Source organism: Caulobacter sp. FWC26, from assembly GCF_002742645.2.
GTDB lineage: Bacteria > Pseudomonadota > Alphaproteobacteria > Caulobacterales > Caulobacteraceae > Caulobacter.
The window spans coordinates 658,556-680,371 of the sequence record NZ_CP033875.1 but is presented as its reverse complement, the minus strand read 5'-3'; the positions used below and the strand labels follow the sequence as shown (position 1 = coordinate 680,371).

13 protein-coding genes are annotated in these 21,816 nt (G+C 67.4%); 5 read left to right on the top strand and 8 right to left on the bottom strand.

Features of this window, described 5'->3' with window-relative positions:
* Positions 1 to 36: 36 nt before the first annotated feature.
* Positions 37 to 1,662, bottom strand: a complete 1,626-nt coding sequence (locus CSW63_RS04820) for an NAD(P)/FAD-dependent oxidoreductase (protein WP_062095877.1) — start codon at positions 1,660 to 1,662, stop codon at positions 37 to 39.
* A gap of 180 nt (positions 1,663 to 1,842) precedes the next feature.
* On the opposite strand from CSW63_RS04820, the gene CSW63_RS04815 reads away from it, so the two are divergent.
* Entirely contained in the window at positions 1,843 to 3,201 is a 1,359-nt protein-coding gene (locus CSW63_RS04815) for a spinster family MFS transporter (protein ID WP_369797859.1), read from the top strand.
* Between the two features lie 214 nt (positions 3,202 to 3,415).
* Here CSW63_RS04815 and CSW63_RS04810 read toward each other — a convergent pair whose 3' ends face one another.
* From CSW63_RS04810 to CSW63_RS04800, 3 genes are read right to left on the bottom strand one after another with little or no spacing between them, the layout of a single operon-like run.
* Positions 3,416 to 4,846 carry an amino acid permease gene (locus tag CSW63_RS04810; protein ID WP_062095875.1) on the bottom strand — a complete coding sequence of 477 codons (1,431 nt, stop codon included), beginning with the start codon at positions 4,844 to 4,846 and terminating at the stop codon, positions 3,416 to 3,418.
* Positions 4,847 to 4,885: 39 nt separating this feature from the next.
* Positions 4,886 to 6,094, bottom strand: coding sequence for a Xaa-Pro peptidase family protein (locus tag CSW63_RS04805; RefSeq protein WP_062095873.1), 1,209 nt, complete (start codon positions 6,092 to 6,094; stop codon positions 4,886 to 4,888).
* Positions 6,091 to 7,353: an FAD-binding oxidoreductase gene (locus CSW63_RS04800; RefSeq protein ID WP_168193598.1), complete on the bottom strand. Its 1,263-nt coding sequence runs from the start codon at positions 7,351 to 7,353 to the stop codon at positions 6,091 to 6,093. Before CSW63_RS04800 ends, CSW63_RS04805 begins: the two co-directional genes overlap by 4 nt.
* Before the next feature lie 74 nt (positions 7,354 to 7,427).
* Here CSW63_RS04800 and CSW63_RS04795 point away from each other — a divergent pair, with 74 nt between their 5' ends.
* The 3 genes from CSW63_RS04795 to CSW63_RS04785 all read left to right on the top strand — a co-directional run bounded on the left by CSW63_RS04795 (position 7,428) and on the right by CSW63_RS04785 (position 10,118).
* Complete coding sequence (locus CSW63_RS04795) at positions 7,428 to 8,345, top strand: dihydrodipicolinate synthase family protein (RefSeq protein ID WP_171012844.1); 918 nt, start codon at positions 7,428 to 7,430, stop codon at positions 8,343 to 8,345.
* Positions 8,346 to 8,364: 19 nt separating this feature from the next.
* On the top strand, positions 8,365 to 9,363 hold the full coding sequence (locus CSW63_RS04790; protein WP_062095868.1) for a 4-hydroxyproline epimerase: 999 nt from the start codon (positions 8,365 to 8,367) through the stop codon (positions 9,361 to 9,363).
* Positions 9,364 to 9,476: 113 nt separating this feature from the next.
* Complete coding sequence (locus CSW63_RS04785; protein WP_062095865.1) at positions 9,477 to 10,118, top strand: GntR family transcriptional regulator; 642 nt, start codon at positions 9,477 to 9,479, stop codon at positions 10,116 to 10,118.
* A gap of 269 nt (positions 10,119 to 10,387) precedes the next feature.
* On the opposite strand, the gene CSW63_RS04780 is transcribed toward CSW63_RS04785, so the two are convergent.
* From CSW63_RS04780 to CSW63_RS04770, 3 genes are read right to left on the bottom strand one after another with little or no spacing between them, the layout of a single operon-like run.
* Positions 10,388 to 12,157 (bottom strand): DUF885 family protein, encoded by a 1,770-nt coding sequence (locus CSW63_RS04780; protein WP_062095863.1) that lies wholly within the window; start codon positions 12,155 to 12,157, stop codon positions 10,388 to 10,390.
* A gap of 2 nt (positions 12,158 to 12,159) precedes the next feature.
* Positions 12,160 to 13,197, bottom strand: a complete 1,038-nt coding sequence (locus CSW63_RS04775; protein ID WP_062095861.1) for an Ldh family oxidoreductase — start codon at positions 13,195 to 13,197, stop codon at positions 12,160 to 12,162.
* Entirely contained in the window at positions 13,194 to 15,566 is a 2,373-nt protein-coding gene (locus CSW63_RS04770; protein ID WP_062095859.1) for a glycoside hydrolase family 127 protein, read from the bottom strand. The genes CSW63_RS04775 and CSW63_RS04770 overlap by 4 nt, the downstream gene beginning before the upstream one ends.
* 207 nt (positions 15,567 to 15,773) lie before the next feature.
* Here CSW63_RS04770 and CSW63_RS04765 point away from each other — a divergent pair, with 207 nt between their 5' ends.
* Complete coding sequence (locus tag CSW63_RS04765) at positions 15,774 to 18,539, top strand: DUF5695 domain-containing protein (protein ID WP_062095857.1); 2,766 nt, start codon at positions 15,774 to 15,776, stop codon at positions 18,537 to 18,539.
* Positions 18,540 to 18,873: 334 nt separating this feature from the next.
* On the opposite strand, the gene CSW63_RS04760 is transcribed toward CSW63_RS04765, so the two are convergent.
* Positions 18,874 to 21,807, bottom strand: coding sequence for a TonB-dependent receptor domain-containing protein (locus CSW63_RS04760; protein ID WP_062095856.1), 2,934 nt, complete (start codon positions 21,805 to 21,807; stop codon positions 18,874 to 18,876).
* Positions 21,808 to 21,816: the final 9 nt, after the last annotated feature.

The following is a 21,816-nucleotide window of genomic DNA, read 5'->3' as shown; positions in this document are numbered from 1 at the left end:
GGGCGCGCGCATCGCCGCGCCCCGTTTGTCTAGAGCCTAGCGCGGCGTGAAGCGGCAGCCCTCGTAGCCCGCCGCCGCCACGCCGGCGCAGATTTCGGCGTAACGATTGAGGCCGCCGGCGAAGACGAAGAACCCGCGCGGCTTACCTTCGATATTGGTCCCGGTGTACCAGGTGTCGGCCTTCACATAGAGGGTGCGATCGGCGATCTCACCCACGGTCTGGCTCCACCGCGTCTGCGCCTCAGCCGTAGCCTCGACGGTCGCCAGTCCCTCGCGACGCATGTGCAGGATGCAGTCCACCACCCAATCGACGTTCATCTCGTCCAGTCGGATATAGTTGGCCAGGATCGAGGGACCGTTCGGACCGCCGATGATGAACAGGTTCGGAAAGCCGTGCATCAGCAGGGCCAGGTACGACCTTGGACCATCGCGCCAGGCCTCGCTGAGCTTCAGGCCGTCACGCCCTGTGATGTCGATGGCCAGCATCGGCCCGGTCAGGGCGTCATAGCCGGTGGCCATGATGATCACGTCCAACGCGACCTCGCTGTGGGTGGTGCGAAGACCGGTGTCGGTGAATTCGGTGATCGGCTCTTCGAAGCAGTCGACCAGCGAGACGTGCGGCAGGTTGAACGTCTCGTAGTAGTGGGTGTCGAGGCACGGACGTCGGGCGTAGATCGGATAGCCGCGCGGCTTCAGCTTCTCGGCCGTCACGGGGTCTTTGACCGTCTGGCTGATCTTGTCGCGCACGAAGTCGGCGACGATCTCGTTGGCGGCGGCGTTGGTCAGCAGGTCCGAGAACAGGCCCAGGAAATGGAGCGCGCCCCTGTCCCAGGCCTCCTCCATCAGCGCGTTGCGCTCCTCCACCGGAATGCTGAAAAGCGGGCGGGTCGATAGCGGTCGGACCCCGCCGGTGAAGGTGGTGCGCGCCACCGCCCGAAGCCCCGCCATGTTGGCCTTCAGCTGCTCGGCGTAATCGTCCGAGACCTTCTTGTTGCGCATCGGCAGGGTGAAGCTGGGCGTACGCTGGAACACCGTCAGCGACTGGCAGGTCTCGGCCACCACGGGGACGATCTGGATACCGGACGAACCCGTGCCCACGACCCCGACCCGCTTGCCCCGGAAGTCGACCTCGTGATGGGGCCACTTGCCCGAGCGATAGAGCTCGCCCTTGAAACGGTCAGCGCCCGGGATGTCGACCGGCTTGGGCAGCGACAGCGGCCCGGTCGCCATGACCAGATAGTCCGCCTCGAACCGTTGGTCCTGCTCGGTGGTCAGAGTCCACACGCGACGGGCGTCGTCGAAGGCGATTGTCCGCACGCGGGTGTTGAACTGGTAGGCCGAGCGCAGGTCCAGCCTATCGGCGACGAAGTTGGCGTAAGCCAGGATTTCGGACCCGGCCGCGAACACTTCGCTCCAGGTCCATTCCTGCTCGATCGCCTGGGAAAAGGCGTAACTGTAGTCGATGCTGGTGACGTCGCAGCGCGCGCCCGGATAGCGGTTCCAGTACCAGGTCCCGCCGACATCGCCGCCTGCTTCCAGGCCGAGCACCGACAGGCCTTCCTGGCGCAGCCTGTGGACCGCGTACATCCCGCCGAATCCGGCGCCCACAACGATGGCCTGCGCTCGGTGGACTTTCGGGTTCGCGGAAGTGTTGATGTCCATGGCGCAACGTCTCCCAAAGCAACTTGGGCAGTCGTTGACGGCGTCGCCGCGCGCTCAAGGCGAAAAGCACTCGCAGCCCGGAAGATCACATAGGCGATATTGGATCCCTAAGCGGTGGCGCCGCGCGCCCAACCGCTGCGCCGCCTAGCGTTCGATCGCAAAACGATCCGCGAGCGCGACATGCCTGACCCCCATCCAACAGAACTCGAGTCGCCGCCCGTTGCATGGTCGGACCGCTATAGGCGCTACGCGCTTGGCCTTCTCATGTTGATCTATGCGCTCAACATGCTTGATCGCCAGATCATCACCATCCTCGCCGAGCCCATGAAGGCGGAACTGAATCTGGCCGATTGGCAGATCGGCGCGGTGAGCGGTCTGGCCTTCGCGTTGTTCTACTCCGCCGTCGGCTTACCGATGGCGCGTTTCGCGGACCAGGGTGACCGCGTCCGCCTGATCGCCATCTCCCTGGCGGTCTGGAGCGCTTTCACTGCGACGTGCGGCTTGGCGCGAACCTTTCCGCAACTCATCCTGGCGCGCATCGGCGTCGGTGTGGGCGAAGCCGGTTGCACGCCCGCGGCGCACTCGCTGATCACCGAGTTCACGCCGCGCGCCAAGCTGGCCTCGGCCCTGGCCTTCTATTCGTTAGGTATTCCGCTGGGTTCGTTGTTGGGGCTGGCGATCGGCGGCCTTCTCGTCGACGCCATGGGCTGGCGCGCCGCGTTCATCCTCGCAGGCCTGCCGGGCGTTGGCGTCGCGGTCATCGCTGCTCTCACCCTTCGAGAGCCCCGGCGCCTGCGCCCCCGGCTCGCGCGCGCGTCCGGCCAAATGTTGTCCCTGGCGGCGGCTCTGGCGGAGCTGAGGCAAAAGCCGGCCTTCTGGCTTATCGCCCTGGCGGCCGCCCTGACCTCCTTCTCCTACTATGGCCAGTCGGCTTTCTTCGGCTCGGTGTTCCTGCGCAACCACGGCCCGGTTCTTACGCGCCTCGGCGCCGAGCTCGGTCTTGGGCCGGCCGGACTGGCAGGCCTTGCCCTGGGCCTCGCTATCGGCGTCAGCGCCGGCGCGGGAACCCTGATCGGCGGCAAACTCGCGGACCGCGCCGCGCGTGGCGGCGTATCGGGCTATGCCAAGCAGCCAATGGTGGTTCTACTGGCGTCGACGCCCTTCCTGGGCGTTACGCCATTCGCGCCCAGCTTTCCGCTCGCCCTGGCGGCGCTCACGATCGGCGTTTTCCTGCACGCTATGGCCTACGGCCCGACCTTCGCCTCGGTTCAGGTCCTGGCGACTCCTCGTGTGCGCGCGACGGCGTCAGCGATCCTGTTCTTCATGACCAGCCTTATCGGCCTAGGGCTCGGCCCACTCGCCGTGGGACTCGTCAGTGATCTGCTTCGCGCCAGCCTCGGCCCCGCTCAGAGCCTCAACATCGCCTGCGCGGGCGCTTCGATCACGATGATCGCATCCGTGGTCTGTTTCGGCTTCGCGGCCAAGCAAATGTCCGGCGAAACGTCTGCTGCGCCAACGGCAGCCAGCCATGGCGCCTGAAGGGCGAAGACGCGCAGTTGCTGGCGGAAGCCAAGCCTTCTAGACGCCGATCGTGATCCGCGCGGCGGTGAGCGACCAACAGGCGGCGCTGATCGGCCAAGTCCGCTTCGAGCAAGCGCAATCAGGGCCACGAGCCGGCACGGGTCGTCGCCCTCCAAGCGGATCCCGGAGCGATCCGTTCACCTGGTCCAGGCCTGATAATCCGCCGGCGGGATCAAGGGCGAGGCAACCCAGACTCTGCCGAAGCCAGCAAACTCGTGCGTCGGCCATAGGCCAGATAGACAACCAGACCGATTATGTTCCACCCCAGGAAGCGCAGCAGGGTCCCGGCAGGCAGGCTGGCCATGAAGTAGAGACAGCCGATCACCGCCAGCGGCGCGACGATCCAGGCGGCCGGGCAGCGGAAAAGGCGCGGCAGATCGGGCCGCCGCACCCGCAGGACCATCAGGCACACCGCCACGCAGATAAAGGCCAGCAGGGTGCCAGCGTTGGACAACTCGGCGATTTGGTCCAGCGGCAGGAAGCCCCCCACCACCGCCACCGCCGCTCCTGTGATCAAGGTAAGGGTAAGCGGGCCACCGCTCTTGGCGTGCAGCCTTCCCAGGCTGCGTGGCAGCAGGCCGTCGCGCGCCATGACGAAGAACACCCGGGTCTGGCCGAACATCATCACCAGGATGACGCTTGGCAGGGCGATGATCGCGGCGGCGGCGATGCCGAAGGCGGCGACCGGATGGCCAAGGCCTCGGAGGATGAAGGCCAGCGGCTCGCCCGAGCGGGAGAACTCGACATAGGGCCATGCCCCGACCGCGCAAGCGGCCACCACCATGTAGATGAGGGTGCAGATCACCATCGAGCCGATGATGCCGATGGTCAGGTCGCGTTTGGGGTTCTTGACCTCCTCGGCCGAGGTCGACACCGCGTCGAAGCCGAAGAAGGCGAAGAATACGATGGCGGCGGCCGCCATCACGCCGCGCGGATGGCCGCCCTCGGTATGGGCCGCGAAGCCGTAGGGCATGAACGGCGTAAAGTTCTGGCTCCTGATGGCTGTGAAGGTCAGGCCGATGAACACAGCCAGGGCGACGATCTTGATCACCACCAGGACGATGTTCAGCGTCGCGCTTTCCCGCGCCCCCTTGGCCAGCAGGGCCGTCACCGCCACCGTGATCAGCACGGCGGGTAGATTGATGACGCCGCCGGCGTGCGGCCCCGCCAGGATTTCGGGCGGAAGGCTGATCCCGATGCTCTTGAGCAGGCCCGCCATGTAGCCGGACCACCCGACCGCCACGGCCGCGCAGGTGACGGCGTATTCCAGCACCAGGCTCCAGCCGACGATCCAGGCCAGCCCCTCGCCCAGCACCGAGTAGGCGTAGGTGTAGGCGCTACCGGCCGCCGGGATCAGGGTCGCCACCTCGGCATAGGCCAGGGCGGCGAACACGCACAGGACCCCACAGGCGGCGAAGGCGAGGATCACCGCCGGACCGGCGCGCTCGGCGCCAATGCCGGTCAGGGTGTAGATGCCCGTGCCAATGATCGCCCCGATGCCCAGGGCCAGCAGGTGCGGCCAGGACAGAGTCGGCTTCAGCCGGCGGTCGGCCTCGACCGCGACGATCGCGTCGAGCGCTTTGCGGCGGGTCCAGAAACTCATGTGATATCCCCCTGAACTGTATCTTTGCGCGGCGTTCGATCAGGCCTTGCCGAACGGCGCATCGATCGAGGGCGAGGGCTCGGTGAACCAGGCCGCGCCGTCCTCGGTGACATGGAAGTGGTCCTCAAGCCGCACGCCGAACTGGTCGGGCAACACGATCATCGGCTCGTTGGAGAAGCACATGCCGGGCGCCAGCGGCGTACGGTCGCCGCGCACCAGATAGGGTCCCTCGTGGATCGACAGGCCAATGCCGTGGCCGGTGCGGTGCGGTAGCCCCGGGAGAGCGTAATCGGGTCCCAGGCCATGGCGCTCCAGCACATCGCGGGCGGTCTGATCGATAACCTCGCAAGGGACGCCCGGCCTCACGGCGTCGAAAGCGGCGGCCTGCGCTTCGTGTTCGATGTTCCAGATTCGGCGATGCTCGTCGCCTGGCTCGCCGAAGACGTAGGTGCGGGTGATGTCCGCGTTGTAGCCCTCAATCTGGCAGCCAGTATCTATCAGCACCAAGTCGCCTTCGTTCAGAGTCTGGTCGCCGGGGAGGCCGTGCGGATAGGCCGTGGCCAGACCGAACTGCACCGCGCAGAAGGTCGAGCCGCCGTCGGCGCCAGCCGCGCGATGCGCACTGTCGATGAATTGCTTGACCGCGCTCGCCTTGATCCCGGAGGTCAGGATCGCGGCGGCCCGACGTTGGACGTCCAGGGTGATGGACTTGGCGTGCCGCATCAAAGCCAGTTCGGCCATAGACTTCACGCTCCGGCAGCCGTCGATCACCGGCGTGGCGTCGACCGCCCGCAGCGACGGCGCGGCCTTGCCCAACGCGCTGAACACCGAGAAGGGCGCGGCGGGGTCCAGGGCCAGCGTTCCGGCGCCGACCTCCGACAGGGCGCGCCCCACCAGGACGGCGGGATCTTCGTGCTCCTGCCAAAGGCGGATGTCGGCCTCGATCTTCAGATCGGCCTGCAAGGAGCCCAGCTCGAAGCCCGGACAGATCATGATCGGCCGACCGACGCGGGGCAGCAGCAGGGCCACCAGGCGCTCGGTTGCGCCCCATGGCACACCGGTGAAGTAGCGCAGGCTGGCGCCCGCCCCGACCAGCAGGGCCTCGCCGCCCAGAGCGGCGGTAAGGACCCTCGCCCGCTCCAGACGCGCCGCGTACTCGCCGGCCGTGATGGCCGGCGGACGCCCGGGCCGAGGCGACAGCCCCGCCAGTTGCAGATCCATGGTCGAACCGCCGACGCCCAGGGTCATGGATTGCTCCTCTTGCTGTGTCCGCGCTCGAAACGGGCGAGGTCGAACGGTGTCAGATCGACGGCGGGCGCGCCGCCGCCCATCAAGGCCACGACAAGCTCGCCGGTCGTCGCCGCCAGGGTCAGGCCCAGATGCTGGTGACCGAAGGCGTAGTAAAGATTGTCGACCCGCCGACTGACGCCGATGGCCGGAAGATAATCGGGCAAGGTGGGTCGGGCCCCCATCCATTCGGCGACGGGGCCTTCCAGGCGTACATTCAGCTCCGACAGGTGGCGTCTCAGCCGGGCCCACTTGCGCGGATCGGGCGGCGAGGCCTCATGGCCGAACTCGACGAAACTGGCGGCCCGCAGACGGTTGCCGAAGCGGGTCAAGATCAGCGAGCGATCCTCGAACACCACGGGCGGCAGATCATCCCAATGCTCCGCACCGCCCTCGAGGTGGTAGCCGCGCTCGGCGATCACGGGGGCGACATGGCCCACCCCGCGCATCAGCGCGCCCGAACCGACACCTCCGGTCACGAGCACGCGTTCGGGCGTCAGGCGCCGGCCGTCAACGAGCTCGGCCACGACGCGGCCGTCCGCGTTCCACAAACGCCGGACCTGGCTGGTCAGGCGCTGGCCGCCGACGGCCTCGAAGGCCTCGTCCAGGAGACGTAGCACTAGGCCCGGATCGCTGACCTGGCCTGTGTTCTGAAAGGTGAGCCCGCCCGTGATCGCCGGCTTGATCAGGCGTTCCAGGCTAACCTTGGTCGATTCAGCAAGCGGGCTCAGACGGGCCTGGCCGATGTCTGCCGCCTCCCAGGCGGCACGTCCAGCGCGGGCGCTCGCGGGTGTCTCCCAGACCACCACATGGCCGCGCTCTATAAGAAGATCGGGACGACCAAGAGACACGGTCAGTCGCCGCCAGGCCGGCAGGGCGTCCTTCAGCAATCCGCCAAGAGCCCGCTGGCCGCGGGCCGCGCCCTCGGGTGTCGAGGCCGCCACGAAGCGAGCAGCCCAAGGCCCCCAGGTTCCGATGTCGCTCAGCCGGAAATCCAAGGCTCCGCCCAGGCCGTACAGCCGGCGGAAAGCCGAAGCCAGCGCGGTCGGCGAGGCAAGGGGTGCGACCTGCTCGGTCGCGATGTGGCCGGCGTTTCCATACGAGGCCGGAGGCGGCGATTGTTGGGGATCGAGTAGGGTGACAGCCTCCCCGGCGCGCTGAAGGGAAAGGGCGCAGGCTTTGCCGACCACGCCACCCCCGACCACCAAGATACCCGACATGCTGTCCACCCAGGCTTTACCTCCGCCATGCCATTTCGTATACAGTATCCGAAGCAGCTGGAGGTGCAAGGCGTATGAGTTCCATGAATTGGTCGGGCGTGTTCCCGGCCGCGACGACCCAATTCAATCCAGATCTGTCCATCGATTTTGACGCCAGCCAACGGGTGCTGGACGCCCTGATCCGGGATGGCGTGCACGGTCTTGTGGTGCTGGGCACCTGCGGTGAGAACAACTCGCTGGAGGCCGACGAGAAGCGCAAGATGCTGAAAGCCGCCGTCGAGGTGGTGGCCGGCCGGGTGCCGATCATCGTCGGCGTCTCGGAGCTGACCACGACCCGCGCCGCCGCCTTCGCCAAGGACGCTGAGTCCTTGGGCGCCAACGCCCTTATGGCCCTGCCCGCCATGGTCTACGTGCCGACCGAGGCCGAACTGGAAGCCCACTTCCGCACGGTCGCCCAGGCGTCGAGCCTGCCGATCATGCTTTATAATAATCCGCCGGCCTACCGCGCGGCCATCACCCTGGAGGTGTTGACCCGCCTGGCCGACGAGCCGACCATCGTGGCAATCAAAGAAAGCGCCCCCGACACGCGCCGCTTCACCGACCTGGCCCGCGCGTTCGGCGAGCGCTTTATCCTGATGGCCGGCCTCGACGACGTCGCGCTGGAAGGCCTGCTGCTCGGCGCTAGGGGCTGGGTCTCGGGCCTGACCAGCGCCTTCCCGCAGGAATCGGTGGCCTTGGTCGCGGCCGTTGACCGCGGCGACCTGGAAGAAGCTCGCCGCATCTATCGCTGGTTCATGCCGCTGCTACATCTGGACGCCGAGCACGACTTGGTCCAGTCGATCAAGCTGGCTGAGACGATCATGGGTCGCGGGACCGAGTACGTGCGGCTGCCGCGTCTGCCCCTGGCCGGCGCCCGCCGCGCCCAAGTCGTCGCCATGGTCGAGGAGGCCGCCGCAACCCGGCCCGTCCTGGCCCCGGCTGCGGCCGCCTAAGCAGCACCAGAGGAAGCCCATGCGTCACACGTTCTTCTGCGTCGACGGCCACACCGCCGGCAACCCGGTGCGTCTTGTGGCCGGCGGCGCGCCGCTGCTGCGCGGCGATACGATGAGCGCCAGACGCCAGGACTTTCTCGCCCGCTTCGACTGGATCCGCACCGGCCTGATGTTCGAGCCGCGTGGTCACGATATGATGTCGGGCGGCTTCCTCTATCCGCCAACCCAGGCCGACTGCGACGCTGGCATCCTGTTCATCGAAACCAGCGGCTGCCTGCCGATGTGCGGCCACGGCACGATCGGCATCGTCACCTTCGCCCTGGAGAACGGCCTGGTGACCCCACGCGAGCCGGGCAAGCTAAGACTGGAGGTCCCAGCTGGCGTGATCGAAATCGCCTACCATACTGCGGGCGACCGGGTCACCGCCGTGAGGATCCGAAATGTCCCGGCCTATCTGGCCAAGGCGGGCATCGAGATCGAGGTCCCCGGTTTCGGTCCGCTCAGCGTCGATGTCTCGTACGGCGGCAACTTCTACGCCATCGTCGAACCGCAGGGGCCATATACCGGCATAGACGCCCTGGGCGCGGCCGAGATCCTGCGCCTCAGCCCGATCATCCGCACGCTGGTGCGCGAGGCCTATGAGCCGGTCCACCCGCTGGACCCGACGATCCGCGGGGTCAGCCACGTGCTTTGGGCCGACGCCCCCCGGGCTCCGGACGCCGATGGCCGCAATGCGGTGTTCTATGGTGACCGCGCCATCGATCGCAGCCCTTGCGGTACGGGCACTTCGGCGCGCCTGGCGCACCTGGCGGCGAAGGGCGAGCTGAAAGTCGGCGACACCTTCGTCCACGAGAGCATCATCGGCAGCCGCTTCATCGGTCGCGTCGAGGCGGAAACCGAACTGGGCGGCCAGAAGGCGTTTATCCCCTCGATCGAAGGCTCCGCGATCGCCACGGGCCACAATATCCTCTGGATCGACCGCGAGGATGCTTTCTGGGCGGGCTTTCAGGTGATCTAGACTCCCGCCTCCTGACGGGTGACGGTATACGATCTGCCCTTCTCGGATCGTCGCGTGGCGCTTTACCCACCGGCGCCTTTGAGAACACCCTTCAGAGAGATCCCTTCCGGCCCATGAACATCGTCGTCCGATCGCTGTCCGACCAAACCTACGAGATCGTCCGCCGCCGCATTCTCGTCGGCGCGATGCAGCCTGGGACCGCCGTACGACAGGACATCATCGCGACTGAGTTGGGCGTCAGCAAAATCCCCCTACGCGAGGCCCTAGGCCGTCTCGAGCAAGACGGCCTGCTGCAATCCTATCCTAACCGCGGTTATGTCGTACGCGATCTATCCGCCAGTGAAGCCAGCGAAGTCTTCGCCCTGCGCCTGAAGCTGGAGCCTGGCGCGGTGGCCGAGGCCTGCCGACGGGCGACAGCCAAGGACCACGCCGCCGCCACGGCCGCGCTGGAAGCGCTGGAGGCCGAACTGTCAAAACCCGACGGCGACCATGTCAGCTTCAATCGAGCCTTCCACATGGCCCTAGTGCGCCCCGGCGGGCACATAACATTCCAGCTGATGGAACGGCTGCAGATTCTAGCCGAGCGCTATGTGCGGGTGCATCTGGAGCCCAACGGTCGCGACGAGCGGGCCAGCCGCGAACACCGCGAGATGCTAGAGGCCTGGGTCCGCGGCGACGCCAAGACCGTCGAGGCTCTGGCCGCCAACCACATCCGCGGCACCCTATCGGATTTGAAGCAGCAGCTGGCGAGCTGAGGTTCTACCGGCCCCTCGCCTTCAGCAGCGTCAGGCCCTGGTGCGGTATGACGAAACGGGTCCGAGCGTCGTTCAGGGTGACGGGCTTGTCGAACCAATATTCCAGCCACTGCCGAGTCGGGCCGGGCTCGGCAGGCCCACATGTCGGGCGGCAACGGCGTCGGGCGAACGATCCCGCCGTCCAGCCCCCGATACAGCAGCCCGCCACGATCGGCGCGGGGTCGGTGGAGCAGTATCGGCCGTCCGCAAGGATCGGGTTACCCGGCGGCTCACTCCACATCGGAATAGGGACCCTTGCCCCCCGCCGCGATCAGTTGGTCAACCCGGGCGTCGATCACCGGCAGGGGGACCGAGCCCAGTTCCAGCACCGCGTCGTGGAAAGCGCGGATGTTGAACTTGGGCCCCAGCGCCTTTTCGGCCCGCTGGCGCGCGTTCACGAAGGCCAGCATGCCCATGTAGTAGGACAGCGCCTGGCCCGGCCAGGCGATGTAGCGGTCGACCTCGGTCTGGATCTCGTGGTCGGCCATGGCGGTGTTGTCGTGCAGGTATTGCTGGGCCTGCTCGCGGGTCCAGCCCTTGGTGTGCAGGCCGGTGTCGACGACCAGCCGCGCGGCGCGCCACATCTGGTAGCTGAGCATGCCGAACCGATCGTAGGGCGTGTCGTAGAGACCCATGTCCTCGCCTAGCGCCTCGCTGTATAGCGCCCAGCCCTCGCCATAGGCCGACAGGTAGGTGTCGCGGCGATAGGCCGGCAGGCCGGTGTTCTCGGCGGCCAGCGGCATCTGGAAGGCGTGCCCCGGCGCGCTCTCGTGCAGGGTCAGCGCCATCTGTGAGTACAGCGGCCGGGACGGCAGGTTGTAGGTATTGACCAGATAGATCCCCGGCCCGCCGCGCCCGCCGGTGTAGAACGGCGCGACCTCGTCCGGCACCGGACGAATGGCGAACCGGCTGCGCGGCAGGCGGCCGAACCACTGCGAGGCCACGCCGTCGAAGCGCTTGGCGTTCCAGGCCGCGCGGTCCAGCAGGTCCTGCGGGGTCTTGGCGTAGAAGCGGGGATCGGTGCGCAGGAAGGTCAGAAAGGCCGGCAGGTCGCCCTCGAACTTGGTCTCCTTCATGACGTCCAGCATCCGGGCGCGGATCTTGGCCACCTCGGCGAGGCCGATCTGGTGGATCTGCTCGGGCGTCATGTCGGTGGTTGTGAACTCGGCCACCTTGGAGCGGTAGTAGGCTTGGCCGTCCGGCAGGGCGTAGGCGGCCAGCTCGCGTCGCGCGCCGGGGATGTACTCGTCACGCAGGAAGGCCCGCAGGCGGGCGTGGGCCGGGACCACCGCCTGGGTGATCGCCTCGGCGGCCTCGCGACGCAGGGCGGCCTGGGTCTCGGCGGGGATGACGGCCGGCAGGGCCTTCTTGAAGGGCGCGTAGAACGGCGAGTCCTGTGGCGTCGCGGCCTCCGCGACCAGGGCGACGCCCGCGTCGCGGCCCCGCAGGGTGATTTGCGGCGGCGTGAAGCCGCGTTTCAGGCCCGCGCGCATGTTGACGATCTGCTGGTCGTAATAGCGCGGAATGTCGCGCAGCATGGCGATATAGGCGCGGTAGTCCGCCTCGGTCTGGAAGCTGTCGCGCGCGGTTTCGGCCACGTCGCCCCAGAAGCTGCTGTCGGCGTTCAGTGGTTTTTCGTATTCACGGTAGCGCTGCTCGGCAAGGAGGGCGTCGATCTGGCCTTTGTAAACGGCGTAGTTGACCTGGTTGACGTGGGACAGCTTGGCGACCGGGATCGTGGCCAACTGCCTGGACACTTCGGCCCAGCGGGTCAGGCGCTCGGCCTGGACCTTCGCGCCGACATCGGGAAGCTTGAAGCGTTCGGACTTCGGGCCATCCTCGCTGGGGCCCATCTGGGCCTTGCGCCAGGCGTACTCGCCGTCGGCGATGGCGCTAAAGAGCTGATCAGGCGAGGGCGCGGCGGCGACGGGAGCCGACGCCAGCGCCGTCACCGCCGCCACGCAGATCACGGCCGTGCCGAAGAGTCCGTTGCGACGCATGGCTAGTCCTTCCGTTCGAGCAGCTTGAGAATGTCGCGGTGCAGGGCCGCTGGAATCGTCACGCCCTCGCGCTCGCTCACCGCGCGGGCGGCGTAGCGGCGCTGCGAGGGCAGCCGCGCGCCCTGGGCTTGGATGGCTTCGAACAGCGCCTCGGCCCGCGCCAGATGCTGGCCGGCGGCCGCGCCGAGGAAGCCGGCCGGGTCCAGGGCGACGATCAGCTCTCCGCCCAGAGGCGAGCCTTTACGGCCGGCGTCGGCGTCCAGCGATTCCTGGCTGGTCAGATCGCCGATCAGTGGGCCGGCTAGCAGTTCGACCATCGCCGCCAGGGCCGAACCCTTGTGGCCGCCGAAGGTGCGCATGGCCCCGGCCAGGACCGCCTCGGCCGCAGTGGTCGCAGCGCCGTCGGCGTCATAGCCCCAGTCGGGCGGCACGGGCTGGCCAGCGCGGCGGCGCAGTTCGATCTCGCCGCGCGCTACGGCGCTGGTGGCGAAGTCGAAGACGAACGGATCCCGGCCCGGCCGCGGCCATCCGAAAGCGATGGGATTGGTGCCGAACACCGGCTTTGTCCCCACCTCGGGCGCGACCCACGCGTGGCTGGGCGTGAGGGCCAGGGCGACCAGCCCCTCCCGCGCCAGGGTCTCGACCTCTGGCCACAGGGCGGCGAAGTGGACGACATTGTTCAGGGCGAGGGCGGCGATGCCGAAACGACGCGCCTTTTCAACCAGCAGCGGCCAGGCGCGCTCGAAGGCCAGTTGAGCGAAGCCGCCCCCGCCGTCGACCCGCGCCAGAGCCGGCGCCGGCTCGTCCAGCACCGGAACGGCGTCGACCGACACCACGCCCTTGGCGACGCTGTCGCTGGCGACCAGCAGGCGATAGAGGCCGTGCGAGGCGCAGCCGTCGCGCTCTCCCGCGACCATGGTTTCGGCCACGGCGTCGACATGGGCTCGCGACAAGCCCGCCGCCGTCAGCGCCCGCCGCGCGAGGCTCCTGGCCTCGTCGAGCGACAGCCGCACGGCGTCAGCATCCGACGTGATGCTCATACGACCGATTGGGCGCTGGCCGGCTGGGCGGTGAACAGCCGCACCCCGAACACCGGGCCGGCCGTGTTTCGCTCGGGCGGCGCGAACCGCACCCGGACCTTGGTCCGGCCTTGGGTTAGCGCCTCGGGCACCGGATATTCGACATCGAAGAACTTGCCCGGATGGTCGGCCTGCAACTGCTGGGTGGCGATCCTCACGCCGTCGACCAGGATGTCGAACTGTCGCTTGCGCTCCTCGCCCCAATAGGTGGCCTGCAGGATCAGCGGGCCGGGGCGGACCTTCATGTCGAACTCGAAGAAGCCGCCCGAGCGGGCGTCCCGGCCGTTGCGGTTGCGATAGGCCACCGGGTACGAGAGCTCCGAGGTCAGGTTGTGGTCGCGCTCGGGCTGCATCTCGCCCAGGTGCATGACGTCCACCGACCGGGCGCTGATGTCCTTCAGGCGCGCCTGCTCGGCCAGGAACGCGGCCTCCTCGGTCTTCCAGGCGTCCTCGGTGAAGCGGCGGAAATAGACCGCGCTGCGGCGTTCGTACTGGCTGTGGAACGGGACGAAGGTCAGGTCCGTCGGACGCATGATCCCACGCGCCACATAGGTCGCCTTCTCCACGGCCACCGGCTGGAAGCGGTCCAGCAGGTTCTCGCCGACCATGGCCGGATCAACCCCCTGCCACGGGGCGCTGACGGGACCGAGATCGGCGGCCAGCACCATCGGGCCACGCAGCACCGCCACGGTGCTCTCGTCGCCCGGCGCGGACTCCAGACGCAGGTCCAGCGGCAGACTGATCGCCACCACGTCGCCGGCCTTCCAAGCCCGCTCGATCAGGGCGTAGCCGCCGTCCATACGGGGGGCGAAGGCTTGGCCGTTGACAGTGACCTCGGCGCCGTCACCGGCCCAGGCCGGGACCCGCAGGGCCACCGTGAACCGACCGGGCCTGGCCAGGGTGGACAGGGTCAGCCGCGACTCCGGCTCGTACGGATAGCGAGTCTCCAGCTTCAGCCCGGCGCCCCGCGCCTCCCATCGCGCCTCGGCGGGAATGTAGAGATTGACCAGCAAGGTCCCCTCGCCTTCCCAGAAGATCGCCTCCCCGTGCTTGGCGTGGACTTCCATGCCGGTGCCGACACAGCACCAGAACGGATCGTCGGCGGGGTTGGAGAACTCGCGGGCCGCGCCGGTCAGCAGCGGCGTCATGTAGGTAAAGCCGCCGGTCTTGGGGTTTTGCGCCGACATTACGTGGTTCAGATGCGCGCGCTCGTAATAGTCGAATAGCGCGCCGTCCGGCTTCCACCCGTAAAGATGCCGCGTCAGCTTGAGCATGTTGTAGGTGTTACAGTGCTCGCAGGTCTGCTCGCTGATATGGGCGGCGATGGTGTCGGGACCCGAGAAGTACTCGCGGTCGGCGTTGCCGCCGATGACGTAGCTGTGGCGCTGGGTGACCGTGCGCCAGAAGAACCGCGCCGCGTCCGCGTCCTGCGGTTTGCCGGTCAGCTCGTGGAGGCGCGCCAGGCCGATCAGCTTGGGCGCCTGGGTGTTGGCGTGGAGGTTGGCCAGTTCATCGCGCTGGGCGACCAGCGGGTCCAGCACCTTGCGGTCGTAGATCCGCTCGGCCACGGCCAGCCAACGCTTGTCCTTGGTGCGGGCGTAAAGCTCGGCATAGCTCTCGTTCAAGCCGCCATACTCACAGCCCAGCAGGGTCTGCATCTGGGCGTCGTCCAGGGCGGCGAACACGCGCTCGAAATAGCCGGCCAGGCCGATGGCGACCTGCAGCGCCTGGGCGTTGCCCCAAGCCTGATGGACGTCCAGCAAGCCCGCGAACACCTTGTGCACGGTGTAGAGGGGCGACCACGAGCCGTTCAGGTCGAAGCCGCCGGAGCGGATATCGCCCTTCATCACCTCGCCGAAGATCTCTTCGCCGTCGACGACCTTGCCGTCCTTCCGCTTGCGCTGGAGGGCTCCGACATAGCCCGTGCCGCGCTTGGCCTGGGCGCGAGACAGTTCCGAGACGATGTAGTCGGCGCGACGACGGCATTCGACGTCGCCGGTCTGCTCGTACATCAACACCAAGGCCGACAGGTAATGGCCCAGGGTGTGGCCAGCGATGGTGTCGCCTTCCCAGCCGCCATAGACCTCGCCCTTGGCCGGCAGACCCGCGAACGTCATGAAGTTGTGCAGCAGGCGGTCGGGGCTGAGCTGCAGCAGATAGGCGCGATTGGTCGCGACTGCGGTCGCGTAGGGCGATGGCGTCAGGCGCACCGACTTGAGCGGCAGAGGCTTGGCCTTCGCCGGAAGGCCGCCGCGTGGCGCGGCCAGGCTGACGCCCGGGCCGGCCGCGAACGCCACGGCGGTAAGCATCAGATCCCGGCGAGTCGCCATGAGCCACACCTCAAATTTGATAATGTATACGATATTAAGGTGGCCGGCTTTTCGTGAGACTGTCAATCGCCACGTTGACAGAAGTCGGCAGGACGGGACGAGAGCGCCACTCGGAATATTATATCGTATAATTTTCTTGACGCCCTCAAGCCGAGCGGCTGTGCTGGGACGACGCATTCTTTTTCGCTCTCGCGAAACGAGGACCAGATGACGAACCTTCGCCCGCTGGCCCTGACAGCCCTGCTGTTGGCCACAACGCCGCTGGCCCTGAACCTGGCGACGACGGCGCGGGCCCAGACGCCCGCGGCCGCGCCCGCAAAGCCGATCTATGCGCCCATCGCCAGGACCGCCTATCGCACCGCCCAGTTCCAGCTGGATCTACGGACCGACACCCAGACCCTGGCGCGGCTGTCGCCGGTCGGCGAGTCCGCCTTCGACTTCGTCCCCGGTGGACGCGAGGCCGAGCGGGCGGAAGACGGCTATGTTCATGTCGGCGACATTCACCTGCGCGTCCGGACGCCGGGCGGCCCTTGGCGCGACTTCAGTTCGGCCCACCAGCGCCGGCCGATCCGCCCCCTGCCCGCCGGCGGCGCGGTGCTCGCGGCGGCTGACATCACCGCCTCGCTGGGCGCGACCTCACCTTTGCGCGTCGAGCGGCGCTGGATCTCCGCGCGCGGCGGCCTGGCGCTGCGGTTTGTGCTGACCAACACGTCGAAACAAGCCGTCGAGGTCGGCGGGCTGGGCCTGCCGATGGTGTTCGACAACATCATCACCGACCGCTCGCTGGAGGAGGCCCACGCCCAGGCCAGCTTCGTCGATCCCTATATCGGCGGTGACGCCGGCTACCTGCAGGTGACCCGTCTGAACGGCAAGGGCCCGGCCCTGCTGGTGCTGCCCGAAAAGGCCACGCCGCTGGAGGCCTACCGTCCGATCCAGCAGGCCGGCGGCGCCGGCGCAAAGCCTGGCGACATCTTCACCGACCGCAGCAAGCGCGCCCAGACCTCGGAAGGCTTCTACGACTGGACGATCGCCTCCAAGGCCTTCGCCGAGCAGGACTGGAAGGGCGCGGGGCAGCCCTGGAACCCACCGACCAGCTTCACCCTGGCGCCCGGCGCACAGCGCGTGATCGGGGTGCGTCTGGTCACTTCGCCATCGATCCGGGCGATCGAGGACACGCTGGCCGCCGAGGGCCGCCCCGTGGCCGTCGGGATCCCAGGCTATGTCGCGCCCACCGACCAGACGCTGTCGCTGTTCCTGAAGTCGCCAAAGCCGGTGGCCAGGATCGAGAGCCTGCCGGCCGGCGCCCTGGCCGCGACGCCGGTCAAGGCCGGGGCGGGCTGGTCCCGCTACGCCATCCGCGCCTCGGGCTGGGGCCGGGCCACCCTTTCGATCACCTATGCCGACGGGCAGGTGCAGGCGATCCCGTACTTCATCACCAAGCCGCTGGACCAGGTGATGGCCGACCTCGGCCGGTTTTCGACGACGAGGCAGTGGTTCGAGGACCCCGCCGACCCGTTCAAGCGCGGCCCCAGCGTCATGACCTACGACCGCCAGGCCGACAGGATCGTCACCCAGGATCAGCGGGTCTGGATCGCCGGTCTCAGCGACGAGGGCGGCGCGGGCAGCTGGGTGGCGGCGTTCAGCAAGCAGCTGGACAATCCCGACCCCGCCGAGGTCGCCAAGCTGGAGCGAATGGTCGACGAGACGATCGTCGGCCGTCTGCAGGTCGCCGACGGTCCGCGGGCCGGAGCGGTGCGCAAGAGCCTGTTCTACTACGACCCCGCCGCCCTGCCGTCCTATTACGACCCCAAGCTAAACTGGAAGACCTGGGCCTCGTGGTCGAAGAAGGATTCCGAGGATCTGGGCCGGTCCTACAACTATCCCCACGTGGCCATCGCCCACTGGGTGCTCTACCGCCTGGCCCGCAACCACGAGGGCCTGGTCCGGAACCACGACTGGCGCTGGTACCTGGACCATGCCCACGCCACGGTCGTGGCGATGATGCGCGACGCCCCCGACTACGCCGAGTTCGGCCAGATGGAAGGCGACGTCTTCGTCGACATCCTCAAAGACCTGCGCCGCGAGGGCATGACCGCCCAGGCCGACCAGGTCGAGGCGCTGATGAAGAAGCGCGCCGACCACTGGAAGACCCTGCCCTATCCGTTCGGCAGCGAGATGGCCTGGGACTCCACCGGCCAGGCCGAGGTCTATGCCTGGATGCGCTTCTTCGGTCACCAGCCGCAGGCCGACGAGACCCGCGAGGTCATTCTCGCCTATGACCCGACCCTGCCCAGCTGGGGCTACAACGGCAACGCCCGCCGCTACTGGGACTTCCTGTACGGCGGCAAGGTCCCGCGCATCGAGCGCCAGATCCACCACTACGGCTCGACCCTGAACGCCGTGCCGCTGTTCGACGCCTATCGCGCCAACCCGGCCGACTTCCATCTGCTGCGCGTGGCCTATGGCGGCCTGATGGGCGGGACCACCAATATCGACCAGGAGGGCTTCTCGTCGGCGGCCTTCCATTCAGCCCCGGACATGATGTCGTGGGACCCCTACAGCGGCGACTACGGCATGGGCTTCTTCGGACATGCCTATGCGGCGGCGACCTATCTGGTCGATCATCCGACCTTCGGCTGGCTGGGCTTTGGCGGCGACGTCAGCCAGAAGGCCGGCGTGGTGCGGATCGAGCCCAAGGACGGCGCCCGATCGCGGCTGTTCGTGGCCCCGACGGGCGCCTGGCTGACCCTGGAGGCCGGCAAGATCGACGCGGCCGAATACCGCCCGGCCACGGGGGAGCTGACCCTGACCCTCGCGGCCAGGGACGCGTCGACCTCGACCGCTCGGCTGGTCGTCGAGACCGCCACGGCCGGCAAGCGCCCCTATCGCGTGGTCGGCGCGGCCCTGGAGCGCGGCGCCTACGCCCTGCCCCTGGCCAGCAAACCGGTCACGGTTGTCCTTAAGCCGAACTGAGTTAGCGTTCCGCCCTTTCGTCCGCCTCAGGGTCCTTTCACCAATATCGCGATCGTCCTGGTCACCCTGGCGACGGGCGCACCTGTCCTAACGCGGGTGTTGCGCGGCCTTCACCGAAGGCTGCCGCGCCCTGGCGCTGTCCCCCTCCCGGCTTTCCGCTGCGCGAAGGCTGGGAAGACGCGGTCTTGAGTCCTCGAGGCGCCGCCCCAATCCCTAGGCGCCTTCCCCCTGCCTACCCCCGACGAAAAAGAAGCCGCCCGCGGTGTCGCGGACGGCTTTGCAGTTTCGGGGAAGAACGGGGGACCGGGGCTGAACGGTCCCCTATGACCAAGGCTTAGAAGTCCATGGTCAGGCCCACGAACATCGTGCGACCCATCGGATCGTAGACGCCGGGGTAGGTGTTGCCGTTGCCGAACGAGCTGAGCAGCCCGGCGGCGATCACCGGCGGATCCTTGTCGAAAAGGTTGTTCAGGCCCGCCCGGAGGGTCAGTTGCTCGCGCACATTCCAGTTCGCGGCCAGATCGATGTAGTTGTACGCCTTGATCTTCTTGTTGATCTCGACGTAGTCGCCTTTCAAGAACGCATTGTTGTTGTTGCTGGACAGATCGGCCGCGCCGAAATAGCGCCAGTTGACCGACAGCGCAGCGTCGATCCACGGCAGGTTCCACGTCGTGCGCAGCTGGTGACGCCAGCCGGGGTTGGGCTGGCCGCAGGTCGGGCCAAAGAGGCCCTTGCAGTTGTAGGAGCCCAGGCCCGGCAGCTGCTCGATCTTGCGACTGTTCAGGTAGGTTCCGACGAAGCTGAAGTCGACGTCGCCCAGATTACCCAACGACGACAGGTCCCAGCGGTAGTTAGTGGTCACGTCGATGCCCGAGGTCTGCAGGTAGCCCGTGTTCTGGTTGGTCGCGACGATGTAGCCGCGGTCACCGAACAGCACGCCTGAGGTCGGGTCGCGGTGGAAAAGGCCGCAGAAGTACGGATTGCTGGTCTGGACACACTGATTGATCACGGTCGGCGCGTCGACCGCGCCGATGTATTTGTCGACATGGATGTCGAAGTAGTCGATCGACATCGAGAAGCCCGGCAGGAAGCGCGGGGTCAGGACGACGCCGGCGGTGCGGGTGTCGGCCACTTCCGGATTCAGGTTCGGGTTGCCGCCGCCTTGCGTGACGCAGGTTTCGGCCGGGCAGTCCGGAATCTTGCCGTACTGGGCCGCGCTGACGCCGGTCAGGGCGCACGCCTGGGCGCTGGCTTTGGGCGTTGGGCCCGAGCACGGGTCGACGGCCGAGACGTTACCCAGGCCCTGGGGCGCAAACAGCTCGCTGATATTGGCCGCCCGCACCGCGCGATTGTAGCTGGCGCGGAAACGCACGTCCGAGGTCGGCGCGTACTGTAGCTCGACCTTGTAGGTCGAGACCCGCTTGTCGAGGTAGTTGTAGTCGGAGGTCCGGTAGCCGGCGTTCACCGACAGAGTCTTGATGAACGGGGCGTCCTGCACCAGCGGCAGGTCCATTTCGCCATAGACTTCGTTCACGCTGAAGGCGCCGTTGTTTTCCTTGGCGCCGCCCGCCTGGGCCAGGGCGTCCGCCTCGAACTTCAGCTCCTCGCGGCGGTGCTCGACGCCGAGGGCCAGGGCCGCGCCGTCGTTGGCCCACGGGCTCTTGATCCCATATTGGCCAAGATCGCCGTTGAGGTTGGCGCTGAGCACCTTCTCGCGCTGGACGCCGTGGGTGTAGGTCGGGGCGTATAGGTACTTGTACGCGGCTGCGCTCAGCCCCTGATACTTGAAGACGTCGATCGGCACGCAGTTCGGGTCGGATCCGTCGATCACCGACTTGCAGGTCGCCACGCCGCCCACGTTGACCACCTGCAGCGCCTTCATCGCCTTGGCGTTGTCGACGTTGTTCTTGTAGCTCTCGTCCAGGATAACGGTCGAGAACAGGAAGCTGGCGTCATAGGTCCAGCCCGGCGCGATCTCGCCGCGCGAGCCCAGGTTCACGCGATAGTCGGTGTGGCGCAGGTCGTCGCGGCGCGGGCTGCTGCCCGGACCGGTCAGACGGTAGCCGATGAAGACGTCCTGATTGGTGCTCGTGCCTGCCGCCGTGCCGCACAGGGTGGCGCGTTGCGAGGCGGACATCAGCGGGTTGTCGCAGTTGATCTTGAACGTCGTGCCTTGGAACAGGGCGGACGGCGCCGCCTGCGAGAACGTGTGGTCGTCCATGAACATGACGCTGCCGTAGATCTCGGCGGCTTTGTTCACTTCGTAGTGGGCGAAGGCGCCGGCCGTATAGCGGGCGTCCGAGCGCTGGATGTAGTTGGTCGGCGCGTAGTTGTAGAGGAACGAGCTGTTGTACGGGACCCAGGTCTTGGCCCCGTCCTTGGTGTTGTTCAGCGTCTGGCCGGCGTTGGGCCCGCTGAGCAGGGTGAACAGGCCGTAGGCGTTGTTGCTGGAGCCGCCGCAGACCAGGGCGTTGTTGTTGGCGCCGGCAAGGTTTAGCCCGCAGGCCGAATAGTCGCGGCTGTCCTGGGTGACGGGCTTCATTTCGCGATAGCCGACATAGAAGGTGACGTTGCCCTTGCCGTTCGGCGCGTTCATGCCGATGGCCAGGTTGACGTCGATCTTCTCGCCGTCGCGCACATGCTTGTCGGGCAGCTTGTAGTTGGCCTGGCTGATCAGCGACCGGGGATAGGCGTTGTCGTTGGTGTGCTGAGCGATGCTGTACTGCGCATCGAAGCGCAGGCCGTTCAGGTCCTTCTTCAGGATGAAGTTGACCACGCCCGACACCGCGTCCGAACCGTAGACCGCCGAGGCGCCGCCGGTCACGACGTCGACCCGATCGACCAGGGCGCTGGGAATGAAGTTCACGTCGGCCGTCTCTGTCGGGAGCATGCGCTGGCCGTCGACCAGCACCAGCACGCGGCTGGAACCCATGTTGCGCAGGTTCACCCGCGCCGTGCCGTCCGACCCGTTCGAGCCGTTCTCGTTCGCGTCCGCGGTAAACTGCGGCAGGCGGTTCAGCACGCTGTCGATCGAGGTCGCGCCCTGGAACTTCACCTCGTCGCTACCGACGACGGTCATCGGACTAGCCGAGACCAGGTTCGGACGCTTGATGCGCGAGCCGGTCACCACCACCGCGTCCAGGGTCGCGGGCTCTTCGGCCTTTGTCCCCTCCTGCGCGAAAGCGGCTGGCGCGCCGGCTATGAAGGACAGGATCGCGACAGACGCCGCTCCCGCCAAGAGATCTAATCGAACCTGCCTATTGCCCATGGATGTCCC